Source organism: Rossellomorea sp. LjRoot5 (assembly GCF_964253455.1).
Taxonomy (GTDB): Bacteria; Bacillota; Bacilli; order Bacillales; family Bacillaceae_B; genus Rossellomorea.
In genome coordinates this window covers 327,343-350,927 of sequence record NZ_CAXUQN020000001.1, presented here as the reverse complement: position 1 = coordinate 350,927, position 23,585 = coordinate 327,343, and the positions used below count along the sequence as shown (strand labels likewise).

Sequence of the window (23,585 nt, the reverse complement as noted above, 5' to 3'; positions counted from 1 at the left end):
TGAAAACCTTTTCTTAAACATGTGTATGCCAAAGAGCATAGGAATCAATGATATAATGAATGATAAATAATGAAACGGTTTACAAAGGAGTATGGTATGGGGAAAGTATTGGATCGGTTTTCTTCTTCTATCGGAGAACTAACATATGCTGAAAAGCACGTCCTCTATTATGTAGAGGAGAATTTGGAGACGGCGAAGAATCAGTCTTTGACCGCGATGGCCGAAAGCAATAGTGTGAGCACGACCACGATCATCCGCATGTGTCATAAGCTGGGGCTCGGCGGCTTCTCTGAGTTTAAGTTTAACCTAAAGAGCATCGATGAAAACGTAGGTCCGTCGGAGAATATGCTGGACCGTTACCGCCAGGATACGAATCGGACATTGGAATCGTTGCGCGTCGAGGAATTGGAGAAAATCAGCGAACAGCTATTGAAGGCGAATCGCGTCATGATTGTCGCCGTGGGACTGACGAAGATGGCTGGAGAATATTTCAGTAAACTATTCATGCAGGTCAATAAACCAACGTCCTACGTATATGAATCACATATCATCGACCTGCTTCCGAATATGGTGCAGCAGGATGACCTCATCGTCTTCATTTCATCCAGCGGCGAGACGAAAACCATTGTCGGGGCAGCTGAGAAGATCCGTTATAAAAATGCAGACTCACTGGCGATCACCAATTCAGCAGATAGCACGTTAGCGAAAATCACCCGGAATGCCATCAGTGCCGATGTACAAAAAGTACAGTTTGCCGGGTATGATTTGACGCCTCGGTCTACGATGGTCATTTTAATTGATTTGATTTTTGAGTTTTATTTGAAGAAAGTGATGAAATGATCACTAAACAAGTGTTTAGTGGGATTCTGCCTATGTTCTGGGGGTTTCTTATAAGTAATCAAACGTTTGTTTAAACGAAAAGCACGAAGCTCCCTACGGAATAGGAGCTTCGTGCTTTTTTTATACATGAGAAACAATCAACTCAACCTGTCCCTCAATCTCAAATGTCTCAATATCGGCAGGCAGGATGAAGTGAGCTCCTTTTGTAAGAGAATACTCTTCCCCGTGCACCTTCAGCACTCCGTTTCCATCCAGTACACTTGCCAGTTGGAATGGCTGGTCCTGTACAAACGAGGAATGGCCGTCGACCTTCCATTTGTACACAGTGAAGTATTCCGCTTCCACAAACTTCGTGGATTCAACTCCTTCACGTGTTTCCACAACTGGTTCAACCGCTTCAGCCTTATGTGGAATCGTCGTCACTTCAATCGACTTATCAATATGCAGCTCACGGGTATTCCCTTCCGCATCCGTACGGTCATAATCATACACACGGTACGTCGTATCCGAACTTTGCTGTGTTTCTAACACCAGTGTCCCTTTACAAAGGGCATGAATCGTACCGCTTGGGACATAAAAGAAGTCACCAGGCTTCACCGGGATGCGACGCAATAGATCATTCCACTCGCCTTTCTCAATCATCGACACGAACTCTTCCTTCGTTTGAGCCGTATGTCCGAAGATCATCTCGGCATCTTCATCACAATCAATGATGTACCAGCATTCAGTTTTACCCAGTTCACCGTTTTCATGGTCCTTTGCATACGCATCATTCGGGTGTACCTGCACAGAAAGATCGGCGTTGGCGTCTAAGATTTTCGTCAATAACGGAAATACAGGCGACGGATGCTGACCGAATAACTCACGATGATCATTCCAAAGCTCACCAATCGTCTTACCGGCAAACTCACCGTTTACTACTGTACTTTGTCCGTTCGGGTGACCGGATATGGCCCAGCATTCACCTGTATGATTCGATGGAATTTCGTAGTTGAATTGGTCTTTTAATGCCGTACCTCCCCAGATTCTTTCCTGGAATACGGGTTGTAGAAATAGTGGTTGGTTCATGACAGCCTCCTGAATTCAGTTGAATATTCTTGTCCACTGATTGTCTTACATAAGGGATAAAGTTTCAAGGACAAATTAGAATGTGGTCCTCTGCCTACTACGTATTAGCGGACCAATCCCAGCGCTCCCACTAGCCCGGCATTATTTCCCAATCCAGGCGACACGATATATGTGTCGATCTCTTCAAGGATTTGTTTATGTTGAACATACCCACCGAGAATGGTAACCACCTGTTCTCTTATCAGAGGAAACAAGTGCATCTGATTCATCACTCCCCCACCAAGAATGACTTTCTTCGGTGATAAAATCAGAATGTAATTGGCAATCGCCTGAGCGAGATAATAGGCTTCCATTTCCCATACTTGAGGGTTGTCCACCAACTCAACAGCTTTCTTTCCCCATCTGGCTTCAATCGCTGGGCCGGATGCCAGTCCTTCTAAACAATCACCATGATACGGACAACCACCATTATAGGTGTCTGCAGGGTGACGGCGGACCATGATGTGACCCATTTCAGGGTGAGTCAATCCGTGCACAAGTTTCCCTTCTGTTAAAGCCCCTACACCAATGCCTGTACCAACCGTTATATAGAGGCAGCTGTCTAAGCCCTTGGCCGCTCCCCAAACACTTTCACCAAGAGCAGCAGCATTTACATCCGTATCGAATGCAACCGGAACGTGGAAATGCTTCTTCAACTCACCTATAAGGTTGAAATGACTCCAGTGCGGTTTTGGGGTACTTGTAATCGAACCATACCCCTCACTTTCTGGTTTAAGGTCGATGGGCCCGAAAGAACCAACTCCCAGTCTCTCGATATTCTTATCCTCGAAGAACTCCACTACCTGTTTTAACGTCTCACCTGGAGTGGTCGTCGGAATCGTAACTCGCTCCAGGATTTCCCCCCTCTCATTCCCGATTCCACATACGAACTTGGTTCCTCCCGCTTCAATTGCTCCAATGATCATGTCTAATCACCCTTTCATTAAACTAGAAAGATTTCTCCTATTTATACTATCATTTCATTTGTAAGCACGGGGACGGTTCTGCTGCTTCCCTTAAAAAAGAAGCACAAGAACCGTCCCCGCGCTTCCTTTTCTTCAATAAAAAGGAATATCTTATACATTTTATGGGTAAATCTTCATTGTGCATATCCTCCGGGAGGACAAAAGGCTTAGTTCACTTCCGTAAATATGTGTTAATTTTCCTATTACTATCTTCCTTTCCATTTGATACCATTTATACTGGAGGAATTACGACATTTTTTTGTAAGGAGATGAATCCGATGTCCTACCTATCATACTTGCAATCTCAGCTCGCTGAAAAAAAAGAGCAGGTCCACCGCTTAGAATCAAATATACGAGAATTAGAGAATATACAGAATGAGTTCGTTCACAACCGACATTCCATAGAGGATCCTGAGCTCACCCCACATACGTGGAAGGGCCAGTTAGCAAATGCCTTTCAAGAAGTTCGTGATGATATTTCATTGAGCTACAGGGACCTTTACCACTTTCAATTAACTGAGGCTATTACAATCTTTGAAAATAAAGTCAACACGCTTCACTCTGAAATACAGACATTGCAGTACAATATCTCTCAAGAGGTTTCCAGAATAAACGAGGAAAAGAGGAAAGGAGACAATCACGTTGGGTGAAGAACTGAAAATACGCTACAGTGCTGTGGAACAAGCTGTTACATATATCGACAATGCGTCTGAGTCCCTTACAACAGACATCCCAAGCACTATTGCCAACGACAATCGTCTGGACGTCACAGAACGAATCAATGAACTGAACCACCAATTGTCGGAAATCAGGAAGATGTATAAAGAACTTCTGGCAAAGAATAATCAATCAGTCAAGCAATCATTAATCAGCATGGAGGAAGCAGATCGCGAATTATCCTCCTCCATCAAATTGCGTTAAGGAGCGATACGTTGTGAAGATATTGGATTCACAGTCACTGCATAACGGAATCGATGAACTGACAAACATGCTTTCTACTGAATTAGAGCAGATTGAAAAGCTTGAAAATGAGATCAAGGCTTTCACCCATCTGAAGGATTCATTTGAGGGTCATGGGGGGAAGGCCATCCGTTCCTTCTACCAGGGTGTGCATCAATTGATTCTTTCCACTTACTTGTTCACAATTAAAAAATACGAGCAAATTCTTAAAAATATTAAAAGTGCCGCTGACGACTTAGAACCCGATCAAACCGGTTATATTCAAGAGGCATTCCTTACGGGTGATCTGACAAACGGCCTCCGTAAAGCGGAGAACCTGACAATGGACTTCGTGGATGAAGCAAACTCCGCTATCAGCAGGGTGAGTGATATTGTCTATGCACCTCCCCTTGAAGACAATCGTTTTATCAGTCATCAACAACAAGCTCATAAGAAGATTGCGCACACTATTGAAGATCTGGCTGCATTCGATTCTGCTCAAACGAAGATACTTGATTCGGTTGAACACGATATTCAAATTGTAAGAGATTTTCTACTTGAAGTGAGCGGAATGTTCGAGAGTGAGAAGTTGAATATTGGCAGCTACCAAAGCTCCGAACTCCGGAAAACAGACCACTATCAAGACATCGTTGCTCTTCAACAAAGTAACAGGTATACAAGATTAGGTGACATATTCCTATCACCATTCGATATGTTAAACAGCAAGATGAGCTGGGGTGATAATCTTCTGGCAGGCTATCAAACACTTGCTGTTCTTTCTACTGGAGTGTTCTCGTCCAAACTATCAGTCCACTATTTGGGCAACACCCCCACGTTGTGGCAAAAGCTGAAAGGGAATTACGAATTCAGCGTCAGGACAGATCCTTCCTGGACGAGTAAAGGAAAACACAGTTCGAAAATGGCAAAGAGTATTCTTACATTCTCTAGAGCAGAAACACCTAGTAACCCTCTCCTAAAGTACATGCATAAGTTCGTTAAAAGTTATGAAAGTCCAGCTCACTTATATAAACATGCAGCTGGTTTCCCGAAGAATTTCAACAAGACAACGGGAGCGCAATTAAGAAATAGTATTGTCGGGCGCATGAAAACAGGTACGAAAGAAATCGTTGGAAACGCAGCAAGAGTCAAAGGACTTACCACCATCGGGAAAAGGATCCCTTTAGTGGGAAATGCCATTTCATACATTGCAAACTTTGGAGAATTTACTGCTCAAGAGAATGCACACATGGGAAGGATGGAGAAATTCGGTAGATTTGCAGGTGGAGTAGGTACAGATATGATGGCCATAGGTGCCGGGGCTAGAATCGGGGCTACAATCGGAAGTATGGGTGGCCCGTTAGGTATTGTCATTGGAGCGTCTGTTGGTGGATTAGTTGGTGGTCTTGCAAGTTCTAAGTATGGAGACAAAGTAAAAGATTTCACAGGTAAAATAGGTAAAAAAGTCGGCGAAGAAGCAACAGAAGCCATCGTAAATGTAAAGAATTCTGTTGCGAGTTGGTTCAACTAAAGCCTATTTGAGAGGAAGGAAAATATGTTTTTGACACTGTATAGTGCCGTTGATTTCTTATTATTAGCGATTGGGATTGTACTATCTACTCAATTTGCCTACGGGTGTACGATACTCATTCTAGAAAAAACAATGTTAGGTTACTACGAAGTGGCGATCTTTGATCCCCCCACTACGTTATTTCAAAAAATAACAAACGCATTCCAGAAGGGGATGCTGGGTTCCGGACCCTATATCTATACGAAAATCGAAAAATACAATTGGTTCTTACGAAAAATTCTATTTCTAGTTGCCCTCCTCGTTCAGGGAATTCTTTCGGTCACCCTTTATACCGTTCTATCTATGATCGTAGATTACATCTTTTTTGGTTAGAAGAGGATATATTCCCACTCAACAAGAGACAGGGTAAATGTTATTGAAGAAGTATGTAACACCTCAACAAAATACATACTTATAGGAGTGAGCCCATGAACCATATACTAACATGCACATCAGAAGAACTTGCCTTAATGGTCAGCTTATCAGGCTACGACAGTGTAGCAAAGGGGATTGCAGAGGCAGCGATCGGGAAGAAGACCGAACAGGAATGGATCGCCATCATGGAGGCGACGAGTAAACAGCTGATCATGAAGCGCATCCTGGATGAAGAGCGTGATGCAAGAGGAGAGAATCCTTTAACGGAGGAAATGCTCCACTTCATCAGGAACTATGTGGAATCCAAGAGGATGATCCGCTGTTCCAATACACCGGCTCAGTCTGTGTTGATGATCCATCACTACGAGAACGATGAGTGGCTGCTCCACCTCATTGAAAAGGATATCATCCATGAGTTCTCCATCATTTCAGCAGATGAGATGGAGCATTATATGAAAGAATACTATGGCATCCAGAAGCTTCACACGAACGAGCAGCGATCCTTCATTCTGAGCGAGAAGAACTTCGACCGCTTAAGCAATCCGGATAAACTAAAAAAGGTTCGAAAAAGCTCACGCTTCACACCTGAAGAAGTGAGCAGCTTCGACCTGTTTACTGAGGATTTAAAACGCTTTGAATGGACATTATTCAATATATCCAACTTTGGAATCGTGTCACTGGAGGATGAAATGTATCTGGAGAATATCCTATTCTTCCTTCCATCCACCCAAGGAATTTGGCTGAGCGAATACAGCGATGATTCGGCGACGGTCCATTTCCATTTAGCCGATGAGAAAGAATGGGAAGACATGCTGCGGAGCATCGGAGAATTTGCCTCACACCTGGTTGAACAAGGGTGATAATTCAAACAAAAAATCCTCACTTTCATAAGTGAGGATTTTTCATAGCCGTGAGAGGACGAACTGACCATCCTCACCGTTCAGATTTATAAGCAATATATCCACCCCAAATAGCTAAACATATCGTCACAATCACCCAAAAGCCAAACATCACACTCACCTCAATTTCTTCACATTAAGCCGATTTCACTTGTCTTATGGTATATTATACCTTATTCCATTTAAGATGAGAAGCAAGGGGACGGTTCTTCTGCTTCCAAAACACCACTCTTTGATAACTTTTGTTAATTGCCCAAATTTAATAACCTTCGCTGATGTAAATTCATCTTTACATTTTAATGTGGCTTTCTTCGAGAAGGCAATGATAGAGTAGACGGGTTCTAGAGCCATTTCACCTATATAATCCTTTAAAGTTTGGACATGCCCATAGTTTTGCCAAATTGGATTGAATGACTTTTCTTTCTATACCATTTACATATTTTTCTTATTACTTTATACTCAATTTAAATATATTACTAATTTCCTATAATAGTGATAAAGGCAAACTTTCTGAAAGGGGAGGACGCAAATCCATGAGTCTAAGGTGCTATTCAGCGCTATGATTGTCAGGTTGCCGTAGAAAAATTGAGCTATGGCTGTTTGCTTTAGCTTTTTTTTTTTAGGGGAACCGGTCTGAGGTAATACGATTTTTATAAAAAATAATTATTGGAGGATAAAAAACTATGTATTTCGTTGATTTCGCAAAACGGCTATTTAAGAAGCAGAACACTGGAATTATTATTTATCTTATTCTTAATACACTGATTGTCATGGCTCTTTTTCAAGACATCTTTGTTGGTTTATCATTGTATCTGGTCTCTCTTACCATCGCATTATCTCCAGTTGGTGAATGGATGCTCCGCGTCCAACAAGGATGCAAACCGCTCTCACAAGAATATATTGACCGTCTTATGCCATTATTCGAGGAAGTTTATGAGAAAGCTAAAATGCTTGATCCATCCATTGCAGATCACGTCAAGCTCTTCATAAGTAACGATTCTAATCCCAATGCGTTTGCTACGGGCCGTAAAACCATCTGCCTTACCAGCGGCTTATTGCAGTACAGTGATGAACAAATCAAAGCTACTCTAGCACATGAATTTGGACATCTTTCCAACAAGGATACTGACCTTATTCTAATTGTATCAGTAGGGAATATGATCGTTTCCACCATGTTTGTACTCTATCGTGTGGTAATGTCAGCCGTTGGCATCATGGCAAGTATCGCAAACCGCAGCTTCGGGACTTTGATTATGACTATTTTCATCGACTTCATGCTAGTCGCGATGATGTGGCTTTGGACGAAATTTGGCACAATGCTCGTTATGCATTCTTCCAGAAAAAATGAATATGAAGCCGACCATTTTGCTTACCAACTAGGCTATGGTGATCCACTAATACAAGTTTTAAACAGCTTCAATGAAATGGAAATGAGCTTCAGAAAAGGATTGTGGGCTAACCTGGCGTCCAGTCATCCCGAATCATTTAAACGAATTGAATCTGAAGTGGCGTAATCCACTTCCCAACAGAAAGCATAAGGGGGTCAGAAGCATGTTGTATAAACAAGAATTAAAGAAGATCCTTGTTCTCATTGCGGTGGGGATTATTCTTGCTGCAGTGTTTCTATTCAAAGCCATCACAACATATTCCGGTTCAACAATACGTTTTGGTGTCAATGATTACCTAATTTTATTCATGATTATTTGCTATCCAGTGGGAATTGTGTATGGCTGGCGTCAAATCCTGAACTTATATAACACTATGAGAAGATCAGATCGTGAACATTGGGCACGCGGTGGCGGTAAAGGATATACCGCATTAATGATAACCACCATCAATCTTGCGTTTTCGGTTATTGTTACGTTACTCCTAGGGTGGATGATCGGAATAATTAACGCATATAACAAGCTATCACAATTAAAAAGAATGGGACATTAATAGAAAGGAAGTATTGAGATTCCTTCCTTTCAAATTCCACCTAAATTCAATTGAAGATCCTGCTTATACCCATAATTACGGAACCGCTGGCATGCTTGGGGATATTAATACGAAGTTGGATTGAGTTATTAAAGAATAACACTATCTGGAGGATTCCATGAAACGATTCATCAGCACGATTACCCTCATTTTTATAATGGCTGGCATTGTAGGCTGCCAGAGCAACAACACAGAAACCAAGACGGAGGAAACTTCTTCTACGCCAGACATTGCGAAAGCGAGCAAGAATGATCCCACCCTTTTAAAGAAAGAAAAGAAAAGTGATAGGGAGTGGATTGATGAAAGCAAAGCAGATGGGTTCTTATCTAATGTCGGCATAGAAGGTCCCGTTCAATATATAGTACATGATCTTGATAACGACACTTTACCCGAGGTCATCGCTTATTATGGTCCATTTTCAGAACAGCTTACTGAGAATATTCACGGCTTAACAATTTTTAAACAGGACGATTCTTCACGAGCTTGGAAAAAAGCAGGGGAGTATAAGGATGATCTGGTGAATGATTTCCAGCTTCACGGAGTAATTGAAAACACGAAGAAAGAGAAATTCCTTGTGGGAAGCCAAACAGTAGCAAGTGCTACCAATATGTATTCCGCTTTAAAAATTTTTAAATATAACCCCTCTAATCAAGAGATTCGATCTGTTTCAACCATTGCCATATCGAACGAAAATCCCTATAAAGTCCAAATGAATAAGAATGCATTTTCACTGCAGATACTTGACGATAATGGCAATGTGCAAACTGAGGAACTATGGGAATTCGAATCTGATTGGATACTGAAAACTCAAAATAGAACCGTTATGCTAATGGATACCGAACAATATTTTGACAAGGCATTTAAGGAAGAACTTACTAAAGGACGATTAAAAGGAATTCCATATCCTCTTGGTACCAATATTCAACAAATTAAAAATGAATTAGGCACTCCAGATGTTGAAGAATATTATCAAGGCGCTCCTACGTTTGGGTATAAAGATTCTAATTTATTCTTTAGCCACTTAATGAACGAAGAACAGCTTGTGTCCATTCTTTATAACGTAAATAACACACCACAAACTTTCAAAGACTTGGAATCACTGCTAGGAACCCCACAGTATGCAGGCATCGATGAAATGTCGGGTTTATACACGCAGATCTATTCAATTGATAATAAATACGTGCTTATAGGAGAAGGGTACACCCACACCAAAGACTCAGGAATCGCAAGAATTCAATACAAATCCCAAATTGAATGACTTTAATAAACAAGAAAAGACACAGCTAGGGTACTATTCTGGTTGTGTCTTTTCACATTAGGTTTCTCGGGGTGAATACAGCCACTGAATTGTACCAGGCTTGCCATGTTTTTGTTCCACTAAGGACAAGTTTTTGTTCCACCTCTGCCATGCAGAGGACCACCCTTCTTGTTACTGACAGCCCTGTACGACCGAAAATTGACGGTTACTTTTGTCTCAACTCTTCCAAGTTTCATGTCCACAAGTCAAAAGGGAGGATCCAATATGAAGCTCCCCTTTTGACTATAAATTCACTTGATATATTGTGAGATTTTAAATAAAACTTCATGTCATTTCGGCCGACCACGACATACCATTCCCTGCCTAGTATGAAAAACGCGGTCCAGGTATTTGGTTAGTTTGACTCCTTTAATGATTATTATGAGTTGTATGGAGTACTTGAGTGCAAGGGAAAAATAAATTCAACCTTACCAGATAAAAGTGAAATAACTTAGCGAATATATTGAATGGGAAGATCAATACATACAGGAAAATAAGCATTGGTCTTCCTCATTTTCCTGTATGTATTCTACAGAACTACTGTTTTAATCTGTGAAGCACAAAAAAGATGGAGCCGTTATCCATTAAGACTCTTAAAAAAATTACTTTTTAGTTTTTGTCACGCAACTCTTATGCCACTTCCAAGCACTTTCAATAATGTCCTCCAACTCATTCTCTGCCTTCCATCCTAATTCACGATAAATCTTCTCTGAAGAAGCCACAAGGGTAGCTGGGTCTCCTGGACGTCTATCTGAATGAATTACATTAGCCTTCACACCTGTTACCTTCTCACAAGTATCTATGATTTCTTTCACAGAATACCCTTTACCATTACCTAAGTTATAGGTCGCTTTTTGGAGTTTCCCTTTCAATAAAGCATTCAGACTTAAGATATGAGCGTTGGCCAAATCTGTAACATGGATGTAGTCTCGAATGCACGTTCCATCATGAGTATCATATTCTGTTCCAAATACGGAAATACTTTCGCGCTTCCCTAATAATTGTTCAAGAACAATAGGGATTAAGTGTGTTTCAGGATCATGGTTCTCACCAATCTCTCCCGATACATGAGCTCCAGCAGCATTGAAATATCTTAACACAACATAATTTAATCCATATGCTTGATGGAAGTCATCTAATATCTGTTCAATCATCAGCTTAGAACGTCCATAAGGGTTGATTGGTTTAGTCACTGTTTCCTCAGTAATTAACTCTGTTTCTGGAATTCCATAGGTAGCTGCAGTGGAAGAAAAAATGAAGTTCTTCACTCCATGCTTTAACATTGCATCCAATAGAGTTAAGGTATTGGAAACATTATTATTATAGTATTTGTAAGGATCTAGTACTGATTCTCCTACTAGACTATTTGCAGCAAAATGCATCACTGCATCAATTGAATTTTCCGAAAAAAGTTGATCTAGTATTAATCTATCTCCTAAATTTCCTTTAACAAAACGAACTCTACTATCCATTAATTCCTCATGTCCAGTAGATAGATTATCTAGAACGATTACCTCTTTATATTCAACTAATTCTTTTACTAGGTGACTTCCTATGTAACCTGCACCGCCAACTACTAGAATCAAAAAAACTCCTCCTTAACACCGTTATCATTTGTTAACTACTCCCCATTTTCAACTTTCGAGATTTTACTTTTTACATTAGCTTCAATAAAGATTATGCTTGCTGGTCAAGTCTTTCACCCTATTACTTAGTTTAGACTTAATAGATCCATCATCGTGGTTTTTAAGAGTAAGTGCTATAATTGAAGCAATTTCGTCCATATCCTCTAATCCAAATCCTCTGGACGTCACAGCAGCTGTTCCGATACGCACACCGCTTGTGACGAATGGGCTTTCCGGATCGAATGGAATCGTATTTTTATTAACAGTGATCCCGATTTCATCAAGGACTTTCTCCGCCTCTTTCCCAGTCAAGCCCAGGGAACGAGTGTCCATCAGTAACAGGTGATTATCAGAACCGCCAGATACAAGATCGATGCCTTCCTTCACAAGGCCTTCCCCTAAGCGTATTGCGTTATCGATGATGTTCTGTACGTAATCCTTGAAAGAATCCCGCAGAGCTTCACCGAAAGCAACCGCTTTGGCTGAGATTACGTGCATAAGAGGTCCACCCTGGATGCCAGGGAAAATAGACTTGTCTATCTTCTTCGCGAACTCTTCTTTACAAAGAATCATACCTCCGCGTGGTCCGCGCAATGTTTTATGAGTAGTAGTCGTCACGAAATCTGCATACGGAACTGGATTCTGGTGAAGTCCAGCCGCTACCAGACCAGCGATGTGAGCCATGTCCACCATCAGATAAGCTCCCACTTCGTCAGCGATTTCACGGAATTTCGCGAAATCGATCGCTCTTGGATACGCACTCGCTCCCGCTACGATCAGCTTCGGCTTGTGTTCCAAGGCTTTTTGTCTAACATCTTCATAATTGATCAGGTGCTTTTCTTCATCCACACCGTACTCTACGAAATTATATTGAATACCACTGAAGTTCACAGCACTTCCGTGAGTCAGATGTCCCCCATGGGATAAGTTCATTCCAAGAACCGTGTCGCCCTGTTCAAGGATGGTGAAGTAGACTGCCATATTGGCTTGAGCTCCTGAGTTATCATGAACGAAACTAGCTCCTTACTCGTAACATCGTAGGTTAATTTGGTTAGACTGTTTTTGAGGTAAACAAATACCAAATCAGAGCTACATTACGGAAGGAGCTAGTTATTATGAAGCATACCATAAAATACGTTGGTTTAGACGTATCGAAGGAAAAAATTGCTGTTTCGATTGCAGAAGAAGGTCGACAAGAGCCAAGATATTGGGGAATGATTTCTCATACCCCAGAAGCTGTGAAAAAATTAATGAAAAAGCTTGGAAGTCCCGAGAGTTTACGGGTTTGTTATGAAGCAGCTCCTAATGGCTATCCCTTATTTAGGCTATTTCAATCTATGGGTATCCACTGTGAAGTCATTGCCCCGTCCCTTATTCCTCAAAGGCCAGGGGAACGTATTAAAACAGATCGTCAGGATTCAATACGGCTCGCACAGTTATAACGAGCTACCGAGTTAACATCTATATATGTCCCTACCACAGATGATGAAGCATTGAGAGATCTTGTAAGATGTCGAGAAGACGCAAAAGAAGATGAATTAAGAGCCAAACATCGTTTAAGTAAGTTTTCACTACGAAATAATATCAATCCCCCTCAGGAGTCAAAAAGTGGACAGTGAATTATTTGAGGTGGCTGGATACATTGAAATTCGAGAATTCTCATTTACGTATCGTATTTCAAGGATATTATCACCAGTTAAAAGAGTTGGAACAACGTATTCTACGACTTGAAGCAGAAATTAGGACTGAAGCGAATGAAGGGGTCCATACTTCTAAAATACAAGCCCTTCAAGCTCTTAGATGAGTTGCGCTTATTACTGCGACTAGTATTGTAGCTGAAGTTGGGTCTTTCAAACGTTTTTCTACACCACGAGAATCCATGGCCTACGTTGGTTTAATACCGGAAATCGGCACGTTCGAAGGTTATTAGTGGAGTCAGCTTGGAGCTATCGATATCAACCTGCGGTCAAGGGAGATCTTAAACGAAGACAAAACGGCCAGTCTCCTACTATACAAGCAATATCTTTGAAAGCACAAAATCGACTTCATAATAAGTATTACCGCCTTTTATCCAGAGGGAAAGAAGGAGGAAAAGCCGTAACGGCTGTGGCTAGAGAACTGGCAGGTTTTATATGGACTGTATTTTCATTTAATTAATCATTTATACGTACGAAGCTCGATCATCCTTACCTCTAATAAAGGTCCTTGTCAATAACTGTTTGAAATTCCCTGATTTCAACGGAAACAAGTTCCCTAATGTTAGCGCACCTTTGCTGGCTGTATGCCACCTTTTACTTTTTCTTTTAGTCTGTAAGATTCGCCTTTGATATTAAATGTAGTTGAGTGCTGAACGATTCGGTCTAACATAGCCGTAGCCATCACATCGTCACCAAAAATCTTTCCCCATTCAACACAAGACTTTTTTGAAGTTAAGATCATAGCTCTTTTTTCGTACCTTTTTGATATGATTTGAAACAGGGTATGAGCACTAACATCATCGAAGGCAAAATAGCCTATTTCATCCATAATAAGAAAATCTGGACGACAGTAACGCTTGATTATACGTTGGATGAGTCCTACTTTATTTGCCTTCTGGCGGTTATTCACTTTACTTAAAGGTGATTTTGCGGAGAAAAGAAAAAATATCATTATTTTAGGAAATAGTGAGACGGAAAGTCCCATCTCGTAACGAAGATTGGTATTGAGATGATTAAACCTGGCTAGAAGTAAAGTTTATCTTAGCACCTGAACTAGGAGAAGAACTCCTTTTAGCCAATGAAGAACATAAACTTGGAGCGTTTGAGAAACGATGGCTCAAATTTGATATAATCATTGTAGATAAACTTGGATATGTACCATTCACCAAGATGAGAGCTGAGCTATTGTTTGAATTTTTTGCCGGACGATATGAACGTGCAATCGTAATGATTATCTTTACCACTCACTTAGAATTTACAGAATGGGCCTCCATCTTGGGGAACGAAAAAATGACAGCAGTTCTACTTGACCGACTTACACCTAAGGCTCATATTCGCTTACTTAACGGAGAATATTATCGGTCTAGACAATTTATGAAACGAAGAGAAGAAACTAATCAGTAATATGGCGCTGCAGGGATTTAGGGGATTTTGCCCCTCTGGCCACCCCCCCCTAAATCCCCATGCCTCCCCCATATAAGGTAACAACTTAGGAATAATTGGCTCATTTTTGAAGTGATCGCTCTGGCTCAAATCAATGTTAACAAATACAAGGAGCATTTGATAATTCTACAATAATTTCTCTAGGAAATTTATTAAACACTACCTCTTATAACTAACAAGAGACACTATTACGATTATTATCAAAAATAAGAAATCAGATTAATATTTCTATTCACTAAGGACTACTTTTTTTGAAGTTGATAGTGGTTCCTGTAGTTTGTTGCACGATGGTACGATGGTATAATTACTGTACTTTTTCTTCCTCAATCATTTTGCCTGTTATGTACCAACCTGCTAAAGATATTCCTAAAAACGTTGAAGATATTGCTTCTAAAAAAACATGACCACCAGTAACACTGAAAATTAGTAACGAAACCAAAGCTACAAAATATGGTTGTGCTTTTTTATTTGTAAAGCTGTAGAAGCTTCTGAATAATTGATAAAGAAAAAAACCATAAGTCAAGCATAGTCCCACTGTTCCGTAACTATAAAATATATCAAAGACATCTAGCTCAATCGGTCTAACATCGTTCTCTCCCATTCCCCAAAATAAGTATGCCATTTCATTATGCAAGCTGAAATAACCCGTTCCAAATAATAATTTGATTATACTTAGATCATTAAAAAATAGCTGTGTACCGTCTTCTAACATCCAGTTTCTACCGCTTAATAAATACGTTAAAATATCTCTGTTTTCAAATAGAAAAGATTGTCGAGTGAAAAACTGTTCAAACTGATTTGCGGCTCTCGACACTGATACTCCGTTGAATAGTAAAAACAAGCTAACTAAAAACCCAAATAACATTGTCCAATAAATTAGAATAAACTTACCCAAGCTGAGACTAATTCTAAAATTTAAATTAATATTGATTAACATATAAAATAAGGGAATGAAAATAATAAAAATCCAACTTGATTTTGTACCTAATAATATCATGGGAACTAATATTGCTATAGTTACAATTAGCCACCTAAACTTATTTTTATCGCGAAATAAGCTGTCTATAGCGAAAATAAACATAACTATCATAGAAACATTTATGGAGTTAAGTGAAAGAAAGGTCCCTTTGAACCCTACTCCGGCCGATTCGTAACTAGTTTTTCCAATACCTAATACATATGACATAAGAAATAATACTGGTGTATAGTATAGATTAATAATTATTATTTTCCTCACAGTTTCAAGTTTCAACTTCCCTACATGGAATAAACTTCTTAAAACCATAAAAATAATAATAAAATATATGGCTTTCAGTGCCATTTTTAAGTCAAATAACAACCCCACTGTAGACAATGTGTTAGTAAAAGAAACTAATGAATTAATAAGTAAATAGCTTATAACGAAAGAAACAAAAGCAAATGAACTAGCGTTAGTTTTGAAAATAAATATTACTGAAACCAATAATACAATAGTTCTGTACACTTCTCCTATCGGCAGCATCGGTATAATTCCATTAACAAAATCAACCAAAATTGTTACTGATAACAGGTAGAACATGATTTTTTCAAAAGAACTTGACCAATTTTTCATATTAACCTCCAGTACTCAATGTTTAACTCTAGGTAGATTAGAATAATTTCGACATGCTGAGTACTTGAGACCCTAAGAATTGAATTAATGTTACATCGAAATTACTGTTTATTAAAGTAGATGCTTAGGAAAATTGATTTCGCTTGAGGATATCCAGTTAAATTAGCCATTGTTATCCTGTCTATTGTTGCTTCGTGTATATCCTGAAGATAACTTGAATGCTAGCTATCCTCTTTACCACCAACACGATCCACCACACTTTAATATGCAAATTTGAGTGTTATTTTTCAGTATATATTTTCATCCCTTCTACTAACCAGTTTTTCCCACCATTCTATGTTATCCAAATACCATTTTATGGTGTGAGCAATTCCAGTTTCAAAGTTAAATTCAGGTTTCCATCCTAACTTTTCTAACTTACTAGGATCAATCGCATATCTCTTATCATGTCCTAACCTATCCGTTACAAATTCTATTAGTTCTTCAGACTTTTCCAAGGTGTTTATAATCGTTTTCACAACGTCTAAGTTGTTCCGCTCATTTCGGCCACCGACATTGTATACTTCACCATTCACCCCTTTATGCATAACCAAATCAATTGCTTTACAATGATCTAGTACATGCAGCCAATCACGAATATTCTCCCCATCCCCATATACCGGCACAGTTTGATCATTTAACACCCGAGAAATAGTTAACGGGATCAATTTTTCAGGAAAGTGGTAAGGACCATAATTGTTAGAGCATCTAGTGATATTTACAGGTAACCCATAAGTTTCATGATATGCTCGGACTAATAAATCTGAAGATGCTTTACTTGCACTATAAGGACTGTTTGGTTTTAAAGGAGTTTCTTCAGTAAAAAAAGTAGTTGGATCAAAATCTAATTCTCCGTATACTTCATCAGTCGAAACATGAACAAATTTAGAAACCTTATGTTCCTTTGCTGCGTCTAATAAAATTTGAGTACCTAATACGTTAGTACGAATAAATATCTCTGGTTGAGTAATTGAGCGATCTACGTGACTTTCGGCTGCAAAATGAATAACAAAGTCAAACTTTTCTTTAAAAAACAAAGACATAATTGCTTTTCTATCAGCAATATCAGCTTTCACAAAGAAATAGTTATCTTCTTTTTCAATATTACTGTGTTTCGTTAAATCTCCAGCGTATGTAAGTAAATCTAGGTTATAGATATCATATTGAGGGTATTTGTTAACAATATAATGTACAAAGTTTCCACCAATGAAACCTGCACCACCAGTTACTAACACCTTTTGTCTACACATTTATTCCACCTCATTGTGTAATTCTAATTCTTTAAAAAACCTATTCAACGCATTTTCCCAAGAAGGTAATGGGGTGAAGCCGTTATCAGAAAGCTTTTTTTTAGACATTCTTGAATTTTTTGGTCTTTTCGCCCTAGTAGGATACTGCTCAGTTGTAATAGAGTTAACTTTAACTTGTCTTTCTGAAAGTTTAAATATTTCTCTTGCAAAATCTGCCCAGTTACAAAACCCTTCGTTAGAAGCATGATATATTCCATATTGATTGGTTTTGATTATTTCTAACAATAACCTGGCGAGGTCTACGGTATAAGTAGGTGAGCCATATTGATCACCTACTACATTTAGCTCTTGCCTTGCTTCAGCTAAACGGAGCATCGTTTTAATAAAATTGTTTCCCTTTATACCAAACACCCATGAAATTCTCACAATGAAAAAATTTCCGATTGCGGATTGAACAACTTTTTCTCCTTCGTATTTAGTCAAGCCATAATAACAATGTGGATTAGGGTTGTCTGATTCTACATAAGGCACTTTACCAACACCTTCATATACATAATCTGTACTGATATACATGAATTTAGAGTTAATTCCTCTAGTAGCATCAACTAAATTTTTTGTACCATTTACATTAACTTCCCAACACTTTTCCCTATCATCTTCAGCTTTATCAACCTCTGTATATGCCGCACAATGGATAATTACGTCTGGTTTCAAATCATTAATGAAATTAGTAACCATTGATCTATTTGTAATATCTAAGTCAACACTTGTTGTTCCAAATATTTCTATCCCTTGACGTTTTCCTTCTTTCACAACATCATACCCGAGCTGGCCATTATATCCAGTAACTAATACCTTCACTCTTTAGAACTCCATAAATCAGCTTCTGCTTCTTCTAATTTAGGAGCTCCTTCATCTTTACTAGAAAGAATGGGTTTAATATTTATTGGCCACTCAATATTAATAGTAGCATCATTCCAGATAATACCTCTATCATGTTCAGGAGAATATACTTCATCTACTTTGTACTGAACCTCTACATCTTCAGTCAATGTCATAAATCCATGAGCAAACCCTTTAGGAACCAGTAATTGCTTTTTATTCTCAGCACTTAATTCTAAACCGAACCACTGACCAAATGTAGAGCTTTTCTTCCGTATATCCACAGCTACATCATAGATTACTCCTTTGGTACAGCGAACTAACTTCGTTTGAGCCATGGGACTTCTTTGAAAATGTAATCCTCTTAAAGTACCCTTTGAGGCAGAGAAAGAATGATTATCCTGTACAAAATTAATATCAATACCAACTTCCTTAAACTGCGCTTCACTATATGTTTCTGTAAACCATCCACGATGATCACCAAAAACAGCCTGTTCGATAACTAACACACCATCTAAAGTAGTTTCTGATACCTTCATATAACTCAACCTTTCTAAATTAATATCTAATCTCTCCATTTGCTACTTTCATCAGGTACTGACCATAACCAGTTTTACTTAACTTTTCTCCACAGGACCATAGCTCATCTTTGGTAATCCATCCATTGATATAAGCAACTTCTTCTGGTGCTGCAATTTTCATACCTTGATGTTCTTCGACCGTACGAACAAAATTTGTAGCATCTACTAAACTTTGATGAGTACCAGTATCTAACCAGGTATATCCTCTACCTAAGAGTTCTACATCTAAATCTCCTAGACTTAAAAAAACCTCGTTAATAGATGTAATTTCAAGTTCTCCACGATCTGAAGGCTTAACATTTTTGGCTATTTCTACCACTCTATTATCATAAAAATAAAGCCCTGTTACTGCATAGTTTGACTTTGGTACCTTTGGCTTTTCTTCTATACTTAATACTTTTTCATTATCATCAAATTCAACTACTCCAAAGCGTTCGGGATCATGAACATGATAACCAAAAACAGTCGCTCCAACCTTTTTGTTAGCAGCTTTCAGTACCATTTTCCTTAATCCACTACCGTAATATATATTGTCTCCTAAGATCATACAAACTGAATCTTGTCCAATAAATTCCTCACCTAATATAAATGCCTGAGCTAATCCCTCTGGACTAGGTTGAACTTTATAATTGAGGGTCAATCCAAATTGAGAACCATCTCCTAATAGGCTTTCAAATCTTGGTGTATCTTCTGGAGTAGAAATTATTAAAATATCTTTAATACCTGCCAACATTAATGTGGATAGTGGATAATAAATCATTGGCTTATCATATACAGGAAGCAACTGTTTACTTGTAACCATTGTTAGAGGATATAATCGAGTGCCACTTCCCCCCGCTAAGATAATTCCTTTCATCTATAACACCTCCTTATTCATTAAGAAATAAAGTTTCATACTCATTAACGATTTTTTCCCATGAGTATTCTTCTTTTATACGATGTTTTGCTTTAGTAGATAACTCTTCCATTTTATCAATGTTTATAGAGTCAGCTTCATTAATTACACTTGCTAAGTTACCAGTTTCTTTTGTGAAATAAATTGCATTTCCAGCAGCTACCTCTTTATTAAAAACTACGTCTAACAGTATATTTAACTTTGTAGTTGCCAGTGCCTCAAGTAATGATGGGTTTGTCCCTCCGACTTCATGGCCATGAAAGTAGCCGTAAGCTTTTTCACGAATCTTTTGAAGTAATTCTTGGTCATATACCGTTCCTACAAATTTAATTCGAGGATCACTTTTAAAGTTAGTTCGTGCTAAGAGTTCTTTATAAAAATTGTTATGCTCTACATTCGAAATAATAACTAAGTCTTTTGTTGAGTTAGATGCCATAAATTCACGGATCATTAGTTCATAGTTATTTTCTGAAACAAATCTTCCCACAATCAGATAGTATTCATTTAAACTCACACTGTGCTTTTGATACCAATCGCTTAATCTACTTGAATCATCATCAAGTTTTGATTCACCGACACTTGCACCATAAGCAATAAAAGTAGTTCTAGGATTAAAATTAGCGTAATCTTTTTGTATATACTTTTCAATTCCTTTAGAATCACATACTAATAAATCTGCATGTTTTACCATAAGTCGTTCCGATACCTTCCAATATTGTCTAATATAAAAATTCCATTTACTTCGCTTCCATTCATGACCATCTGGATTCACAAAAACTTTAGCGCCTAATTTTTCTAATTCTTTTTTATATCCACCAAAAAAGGGACCAATGCGACAAGCTAACACATATATAACCGCATTGTTTATCCCTTTTTCCTTAATATATTTTATACATTCTTTTATACTCAAGATATCGTATAAAATAGCTTTTGCACTGCCAATATTCGGAACTTTCACATTAAAACACCGAACTTGATTATGATAAAATTCAACATTATCCTCTGCCATACAGGAAACGTGATAATTAATTTTTTTACAAGTTTTCATTCTTGTTAAGTTTTCAACGAAGGTTTCAAACCCGCCATATTTAGCAGGGATTCCCTTTGAGCCAATAATAAATACTTCTTTCATTTAAATACTCCTCGTATATTATTAGTAAGAGCTCTTTTCAGAAGAATTTCTAGTTAATCCGGATCCTCTAAAATTCACTCTAGATTCCTATAGGTTTCCTATGTTAGCCTCTCGGGTTATCATCTATAAATGTTTCGATTTAACCTTGTTTCACCACTTGATGGGGAAACCGAGTAAAATCCAAATACTATTAAAAGATTTGTTTGTTGTTCCTATCTGGCAGAGGGATGTTCCCTCCTGCTTCTTAAAAATATCCAAAATGATTAGTGCGAGATGGCGGAGGATAGAGGATACTCCATGGTTTTACTCAGCCATTTTTTATAGCGTTTCAAGATCCGTCTTCTTTAACGGCGGCGCAGCCAGTGGTTAGATGACGAGTATGACATCGATAATTCTCGTGAGCAATCAAGTCTGAACGTGCTTAATTAACTTACTGGAGGTGATTGGTATGTGACAAATGCTTGTTGGTGTTGTTGTAAGCATGAAGTTCTACCGTTTTCATTTCATAAAAGAGCAAAGGTCCACACTCGCCTACTTATATGTGTCGAATGATCAAAACGGGGCCGTAACCCTGATTGTATGAAAGGCTATGAACCAAAGTTTCAAGCCTCAATCTTTTTAAATGCGAGAAGAGTCGGTCGTTTCATAAAGGGGTATAACTCCCCGATCGTATAGATACCTTGGCCATCAATGACTACTTGCGTTTTGAGAAACTGCCTGCTCAATGAGAAATGCCATTCGATATGAGTCACTTAAAATATTGACTCGACCCAGTTTTCACATCATGAGTGAAATCACCTACAATAAAACGCACTTCAATCAGGTCTTTTCGAAATCTAGTCGTTTAGGTAAGATAATCCCTTTTCAAATCAATACGAAGTTACAAGAATGGCTGGCATGGAAGAATTAGAGCCTGGTACCATCACTGAGATGAATCTTGAAGAACTCGTAGTATTACAGGATAAAGGAGAAACACATTTAAAAAAGCCAGAGGGAATTGCAAGTTTCTACAATAGCTGGCTAGATCACCACTTTTGGTTAAATACGGAAGTTCAAGATTCTAGAAATATATCACAGTCCGTGGCGCCTCTTTTTTAAGTGTTTTTTGATATAATTCAAGATTAATTTACAATTCAGTGAATTATGGTGTTTGACATATTACCACTGGGTTTAATTTATTTAACCTTGGTCTTGGTAAGATACAACATTTTTAATAGAAGAATAGAAAAGTTAGTAGCCAATAGTGAAGTTGCTGCTCCCACTAATCCATAGGTTGGGATAAGAAACAGTGATAGAACTAAGCTAATTACAACTGCAATTGCTACACTTTTTATTATTTTTTTATCGAGTCCATATGCATATAGTATATAATGTGGTATATACGATAGGTTAAGAAGAAAACTACTACCTAATAAAATATAAAACACATGAACATAATCTTTAAATTCTCTCTTACCAATAATATTGAGAATTGGGTGAATTGATATTATCAATATTATTGACAAAAAAAACGATACTAAAATAACTTGTTTGATCATCTTCTTTATATGAAAATCAAATTCATTTAAATTATTATTTTCATACAATACAATTAGTCTAGGATAAATTATACTTATAACACCTGTGACTACAAAAATATTTGTAATATTAGCTATACTAAAAAAAAAGGAATAAAAACCTACAAATTCTTTTCCAAAATAAAAATCTATAATATATCTATCTGCAAATTCAATAGTTTTCAACAAAATTGTAGACAGAAAAAAAGGAAAAGAAACGATAGCCCCTTTCTTGATCCAATTAATTTTAATAGTAAAATCCTTACTTTTAAAATCCATTTTTTTATAGATGAAATACCCACCTAAAACTATACTGATAAAAGAACTAGTTCCCCACAGATAATATATAGCGCTGAATTCTATTGATCCCTTGCTAGAGGAAAACCCCAAGAAAATAAACAAATAAATCCAAAATGCTGTACGTACTAAAAAAACTATATTGGCTTTCACAGAGTAACTCATTGCTATTAAAATTCTATAAATCTCTTGTGATATTGATTCTAAATATAGAAGAATATAAAAAATAAGTATATATTTTATAGGTATTATATTTATCAAAAAGATAATTCCTATAAATGGAGATAAAAATATGAATATCACTGTATGGAATAAAAGTTGATTCAAAATAATATTTTTATTTTCATCTTTATTTTTTAATATTTCTCTATTTGAATAAGTATAGAAATCCCAACCAACAAAGTACATTAGAATTGTAATACTTATTGTGAATAAGTTAAACATTCCTAATTCTACTGTAGAATAATACTTGGCAATATATATTGTTAATATGAACTTAGCAGACAGTGATATTGATCTTAAAAAAAGGTTTGAAATTCCCGTCCTCAACTTATAATAACTCCTTAAATTAACCCTGACTTTTTTCCAAATATTATTCATTTAAAATATTTATTAAGAGTGGAAATAAATA

Annotated in this window: 25 protein-coding genes, 1 pseudogene and 1 riboswitch; of the genes and pseudogenes, 14 read left to right on the top strand and 12 right to left on the bottom strand. The window is 37.8% G+C overall.

The window, feature by feature from the left end:
- Positions 1-96 precede the first annotated feature (96 nt).
- A complete protein-coding gene (locus ACSQ2E_RS01805) occupies positions 97-840 on the top strand; it encodes a MurR/RpiR family transcriptional regulator (protein WP_435989091.1) in 744 nt (247 codons plus the stop codon).
- A gap of 120 nt (positions 841-960) precedes the next feature.
- Here the strand turns inward: ACSQ2E_RS01805 and manA are convergent, their stop codons facing one another.
- A complete protein-coding gene (gene manA / locus ACSQ2E_RS01800) occupies positions 961-1,908 on the bottom strand; it encodes a mannose-6-phosphate isomerase, class I (protein ID WP_435989090.1) in 948 nt (315 codons plus the stop codon).
- Between the two features lie 104 nt (positions 1,909-2,012).
- Positions 2,013-2,873, bottom strand: coding sequence for an ROK family protein (locus ACSQ2E_RS01795; RefSeq protein WP_435989089.1), 861 nt, complete (start codon positions 2,871-2,873; stop codon positions 2,013-2,015).
- Positions 2,874-3,190: 317 nt separating this feature from the next.
- On the opposite strand from ACSQ2E_RS01795, the gene ACSQ2E_RS01790 reads away from it, so the two are divergent.
- The 8 genes from ACSQ2E_RS01790 (at position 3,191) to ACSQ2E_RS01755 (ending at position 9,927) form a co-directional block, all read left to right on the top strand.
- On the top strand, positions 3,191-3,562 hold the full coding sequence (locus ACSQ2E_RS01790; RefSeq protein ID WP_435989088.1) for a YwqH-like family protein: 372 nt from the start codon (positions 3,191-3,193) through the stop codon (positions 3,560-3,562).
- Complete coding sequence (locus tag ACSQ2E_RS01785; protein WP_435989087.1) at positions 3,555-3,833, top strand: YwqI/YxiC family protein; 279 nt, start codon at positions 3,555-3,557, stop codon at positions 3,831-3,833. Before ACSQ2E_RS01790 ends, ACSQ2E_RS01785 begins: the two co-directional genes overlap by 8 nt.
- A gap of 13 nt (positions 3,834-3,846) precedes the next feature.
- The gene (locus ACSQ2E_RS01780; protein ID WP_435989086.1) at positions 3,847-5,379 is read left to right on the top strand and encodes a T7SS effector LXG polymorphic toxin; all 1,533 of its coding nucleotides are present in this window, start codon (positions 3,847-3,849) and stop codon (positions 5,377-5,379) included.
- A gap of 24 nt (positions 5,380-5,403) precedes the next feature.
- On the top strand, positions 5,404-5,751 hold the full coding sequence (locus ACSQ2E_RS01775) for a hypothetical protein (RefSeq protein ID WP_435989085.1): 348 nt from the start codon (positions 5,404-5,406) through the stop codon (positions 5,749-5,751).
- A gap of 95 nt (positions 5,752-5,846) precedes the next feature.
- On the top strand, positions 5,847-6,653 hold the full coding sequence (locus ACSQ2E_RS01770; RefSeq protein ID WP_435989084.1) for a hypothetical protein: 807 nt from the start codon (positions 5,847-5,849) through the stop codon (positions 6,651-6,653).
- 529 nt (positions 6,654-7,182) lie between these two features.
- Positions 7,183-7,271, top strand: a riboswitch (cyclic di-GMP riboswitch).
- A gap of 104 nt (positions 7,272-7,375) precedes the next feature.
- On the top strand, positions 7,376-8,206 hold the full coding sequence (locus tag ACSQ2E_RS01765) for a zinc metalloprotease HtpX (RefSeq protein WP_435989083.1): 831 nt from the start codon (positions 7,376-7,378) through the stop codon (positions 8,204-8,206).
- Between the two features lie 37 nt (positions 8,207-8,243).
- Positions 8,244-8,630, top strand: a complete 387-nt coding sequence (locus ACSQ2E_RS01760; RefSeq protein ID WP_435989082.1) for a hypothetical protein — start codon at positions 8,244-8,246, stop codon at positions 8,628-8,630.
- 157 nt (positions 8,631-8,787) lie between these two features.
- The gene (locus ACSQ2E_RS01755; protein WP_435989081.1) at positions 8,788-9,927 is read left to right on the top strand and encodes a DUF4309 domain-containing protein; all 1,140 of its coding nucleotides are present in this window, start codon (positions 8,788-8,790) and stop codon (positions 9,925-9,927) included.
- A 641-nt stretch (positions 9,928-10,568) separates the two neighbouring features.
- Here ACSQ2E_RS01755 and galE read toward each other — a convergent pair.
- A complete protein-coding gene (galE, locus tag ACSQ2E_RS01750; RefSeq protein ID WP_435989080.1) occupies positions 10,569-11,552 on the bottom strand; it encodes a UDP-glucose 4-epimerase GalE in 984 nt (327 codons plus the stop codon).
- A gap of 81 nt (positions 11,553-11,633) precedes the next feature.
- A pseudogene (gene glyA, locus ACSQ2E_RS01745) lies at positions 11,634-12,602 on the bottom strand (serine hydroxymethyltransferase); the annotation flags it as partial.
- A gap of 104 nt (positions 12,603-12,706) precedes the next feature.
- Here glyA and ACSQ2E_RS01740 point away from each other — a divergent pair.
- The 3 genes from ACSQ2E_RS01740 to ACSQ2E_RS01730 all read left to right on the top strand — a co-directional run bounded on the left by ACSQ2E_RS01740 (position 12,707) and on the right by ACSQ2E_RS01730 (position 13,521).
- The gene (locus ACSQ2E_RS01740; RefSeq protein WP_435989079.1) at positions 12,707-13,033 is read left to right on the top strand and encodes an IS110 family transposase; all 327 of its coding nucleotides are present in this window, start codon (positions 12,707-12,709) and stop codon (positions 13,031-13,033) included.
- A gap of 200 nt (positions 13,034-13,233) precedes the next feature.
- The gene (locus tag ACSQ2E_RS01735; protein WP_435989078.1) at positions 13,234-13,395 is read left to right on the top strand and encodes a hypothetical protein; all 162 of its coding nucleotides are present in this window, start codon (positions 13,234-13,236) and stop codon (positions 13,393-13,395) included.
- A 9-nt stretch (positions 13,396-13,404) separates the two neighbouring features.
- Entirely contained in the window at positions 13,405-13,521 is a 117-nt protein-coding gene (locus tag ACSQ2E_RS01730) for a transposase (protein ID WP_435994362.1), read from the top strand.
- Positions 13,522-13,850: 329 nt separating this feature from the next.
- On the opposite strand, the gene ACSQ2E_RS01725 is transcribed toward ACSQ2E_RS01730, so the two are convergent.
- A complete protein-coding gene (locus tag ACSQ2E_RS01725) occupies positions 13,851-14,240 on the bottom strand; it encodes an ATP-binding protein (RefSeq protein ID WP_435994360.1) in 390 nt (129 codons plus the stop codon).
- A gap of 86 nt (positions 14,241-14,326) precedes the next feature.
- Between ACSQ2E_RS01725 and ACSQ2E_RS01720 the strand changes: the two genes are divergently transcribed.
- Positions 14,327-14,692: an ATP-binding protein gene (locus ACSQ2E_RS01720; RefSeq protein ID WP_435994358.1), complete on the top strand. Its 366-nt coding sequence runs from the start codon at positions 14,327-14,329 to the stop codon at positions 14,690-14,692.
- A gap of 343 nt (positions 14,693-15,035) precedes the next feature.
- On the opposite strand, the gene ACSQ2E_RS01715 is transcribed toward ACSQ2E_RS01720, so the two are convergent.
- The 6 genes from ACSQ2E_RS01715 to cps2T all read right to left on the bottom strand — a co-directional run bounded on the left by ACSQ2E_RS01715 (position 15,036) and on the right by cps2T (position 21,101).
- Positions 15,036-16,322 carry a hypothetical protein gene (locus ACSQ2E_RS01715; protein WP_435989077.1) on the bottom strand — a complete coding sequence of 429 codons (1,287 nt, stop codon included), beginning with the start codon at positions 16,320-16,322 and terminating at the stop codon, positions 15,036-15,038.
- A gap of 287 nt (positions 16,323-16,609) precedes the next feature.
- Positions 16,610-17,611, bottom strand: coding sequence for a dTDP-glucose 4,6-dehydratase (gene rfbB, locus ACSQ2E_RS01710; protein ID WP_435989076.1), 1,002 nt, complete (start codon positions 17,609-17,611; stop codon positions 16,610-16,612).
- Positions 17,612-18,472 carry a dTDP-4-dehydrorhamnose reductase gene (gene rfbD, locus ACSQ2E_RS01705; protein ID WP_435989075.1) on the bottom strand — a complete coding sequence of 287 codons (861 nt, stop codon included), beginning with the start codon at positions 18,470-18,472 and terminating at the stop codon, positions 17,612-17,614.
- The gene (gene rfbC / locus ACSQ2E_RS01700) at positions 18,469-19,032 is read right to left on the bottom strand and encodes a dTDP-4-dehydrorhamnose 3,5-epimerase (protein WP_435989074.1); all 564 of its coding nucleotides are present in this window, start codon (positions 19,030-19,032) and stop codon (positions 18,469-18,471) included. Before rfbC ends, rfbD begins: the two co-directional genes overlap by 4 nt.
- Positions 19,033-19,051: 19 nt before the next feature.
- Positions 19,052-19,930, bottom strand: coding sequence for a glucose-1-phosphate thymidylyltransferase RfbA (rfbA, locus tag ACSQ2E_RS01695; protein WP_435989073.1), 879 nt, complete (start codon positions 19,928-19,930; stop codon positions 19,052-19,054).
- 13 nt (positions 19,931-19,943) lie between these two features.
- A complete protein-coding gene (gene cps2T / locus ACSQ2E_RS01690; RefSeq protein WP_435989072.1) occupies positions 19,944-21,101 on the bottom strand; it encodes a beta 1-4 rhamnosyltransferase Cps2T in 1,158 nt (385 codons plus the stop codon).
- Between the two features lie 897 nt (positions 21,102-21,998).
- On the opposite strand from cps2T, the gene ACSQ2E_RS01685 reads away from it, so the two are divergent.
- On the top strand, positions 21,999-22,199 hold the full coding sequence (locus tag ACSQ2E_RS01685) for a hypothetical protein (protein ID WP_435989071.1): 201 nt from the start codon (positions 21,999-22,001) through the stop codon (positions 22,197-22,199).
- A 77-nt stretch (positions 22,200-22,276) separates the two neighbouring features.
- Here ACSQ2E_RS01685 and ACSQ2E_RS01680 read toward each other — a convergent pair whose 3' ends face one another.
- On the bottom strand, positions 22,277-23,554 hold the full coding sequence (locus ACSQ2E_RS01680; RefSeq protein ID WP_435989070.1) for an oligosaccharide flippase family protein: 1,278 nt from the start codon (positions 23,552-23,554) through the stop codon (positions 22,277-22,279).
- Positions 23,555-23,585 lie beyond the last annotated feature (31 nt).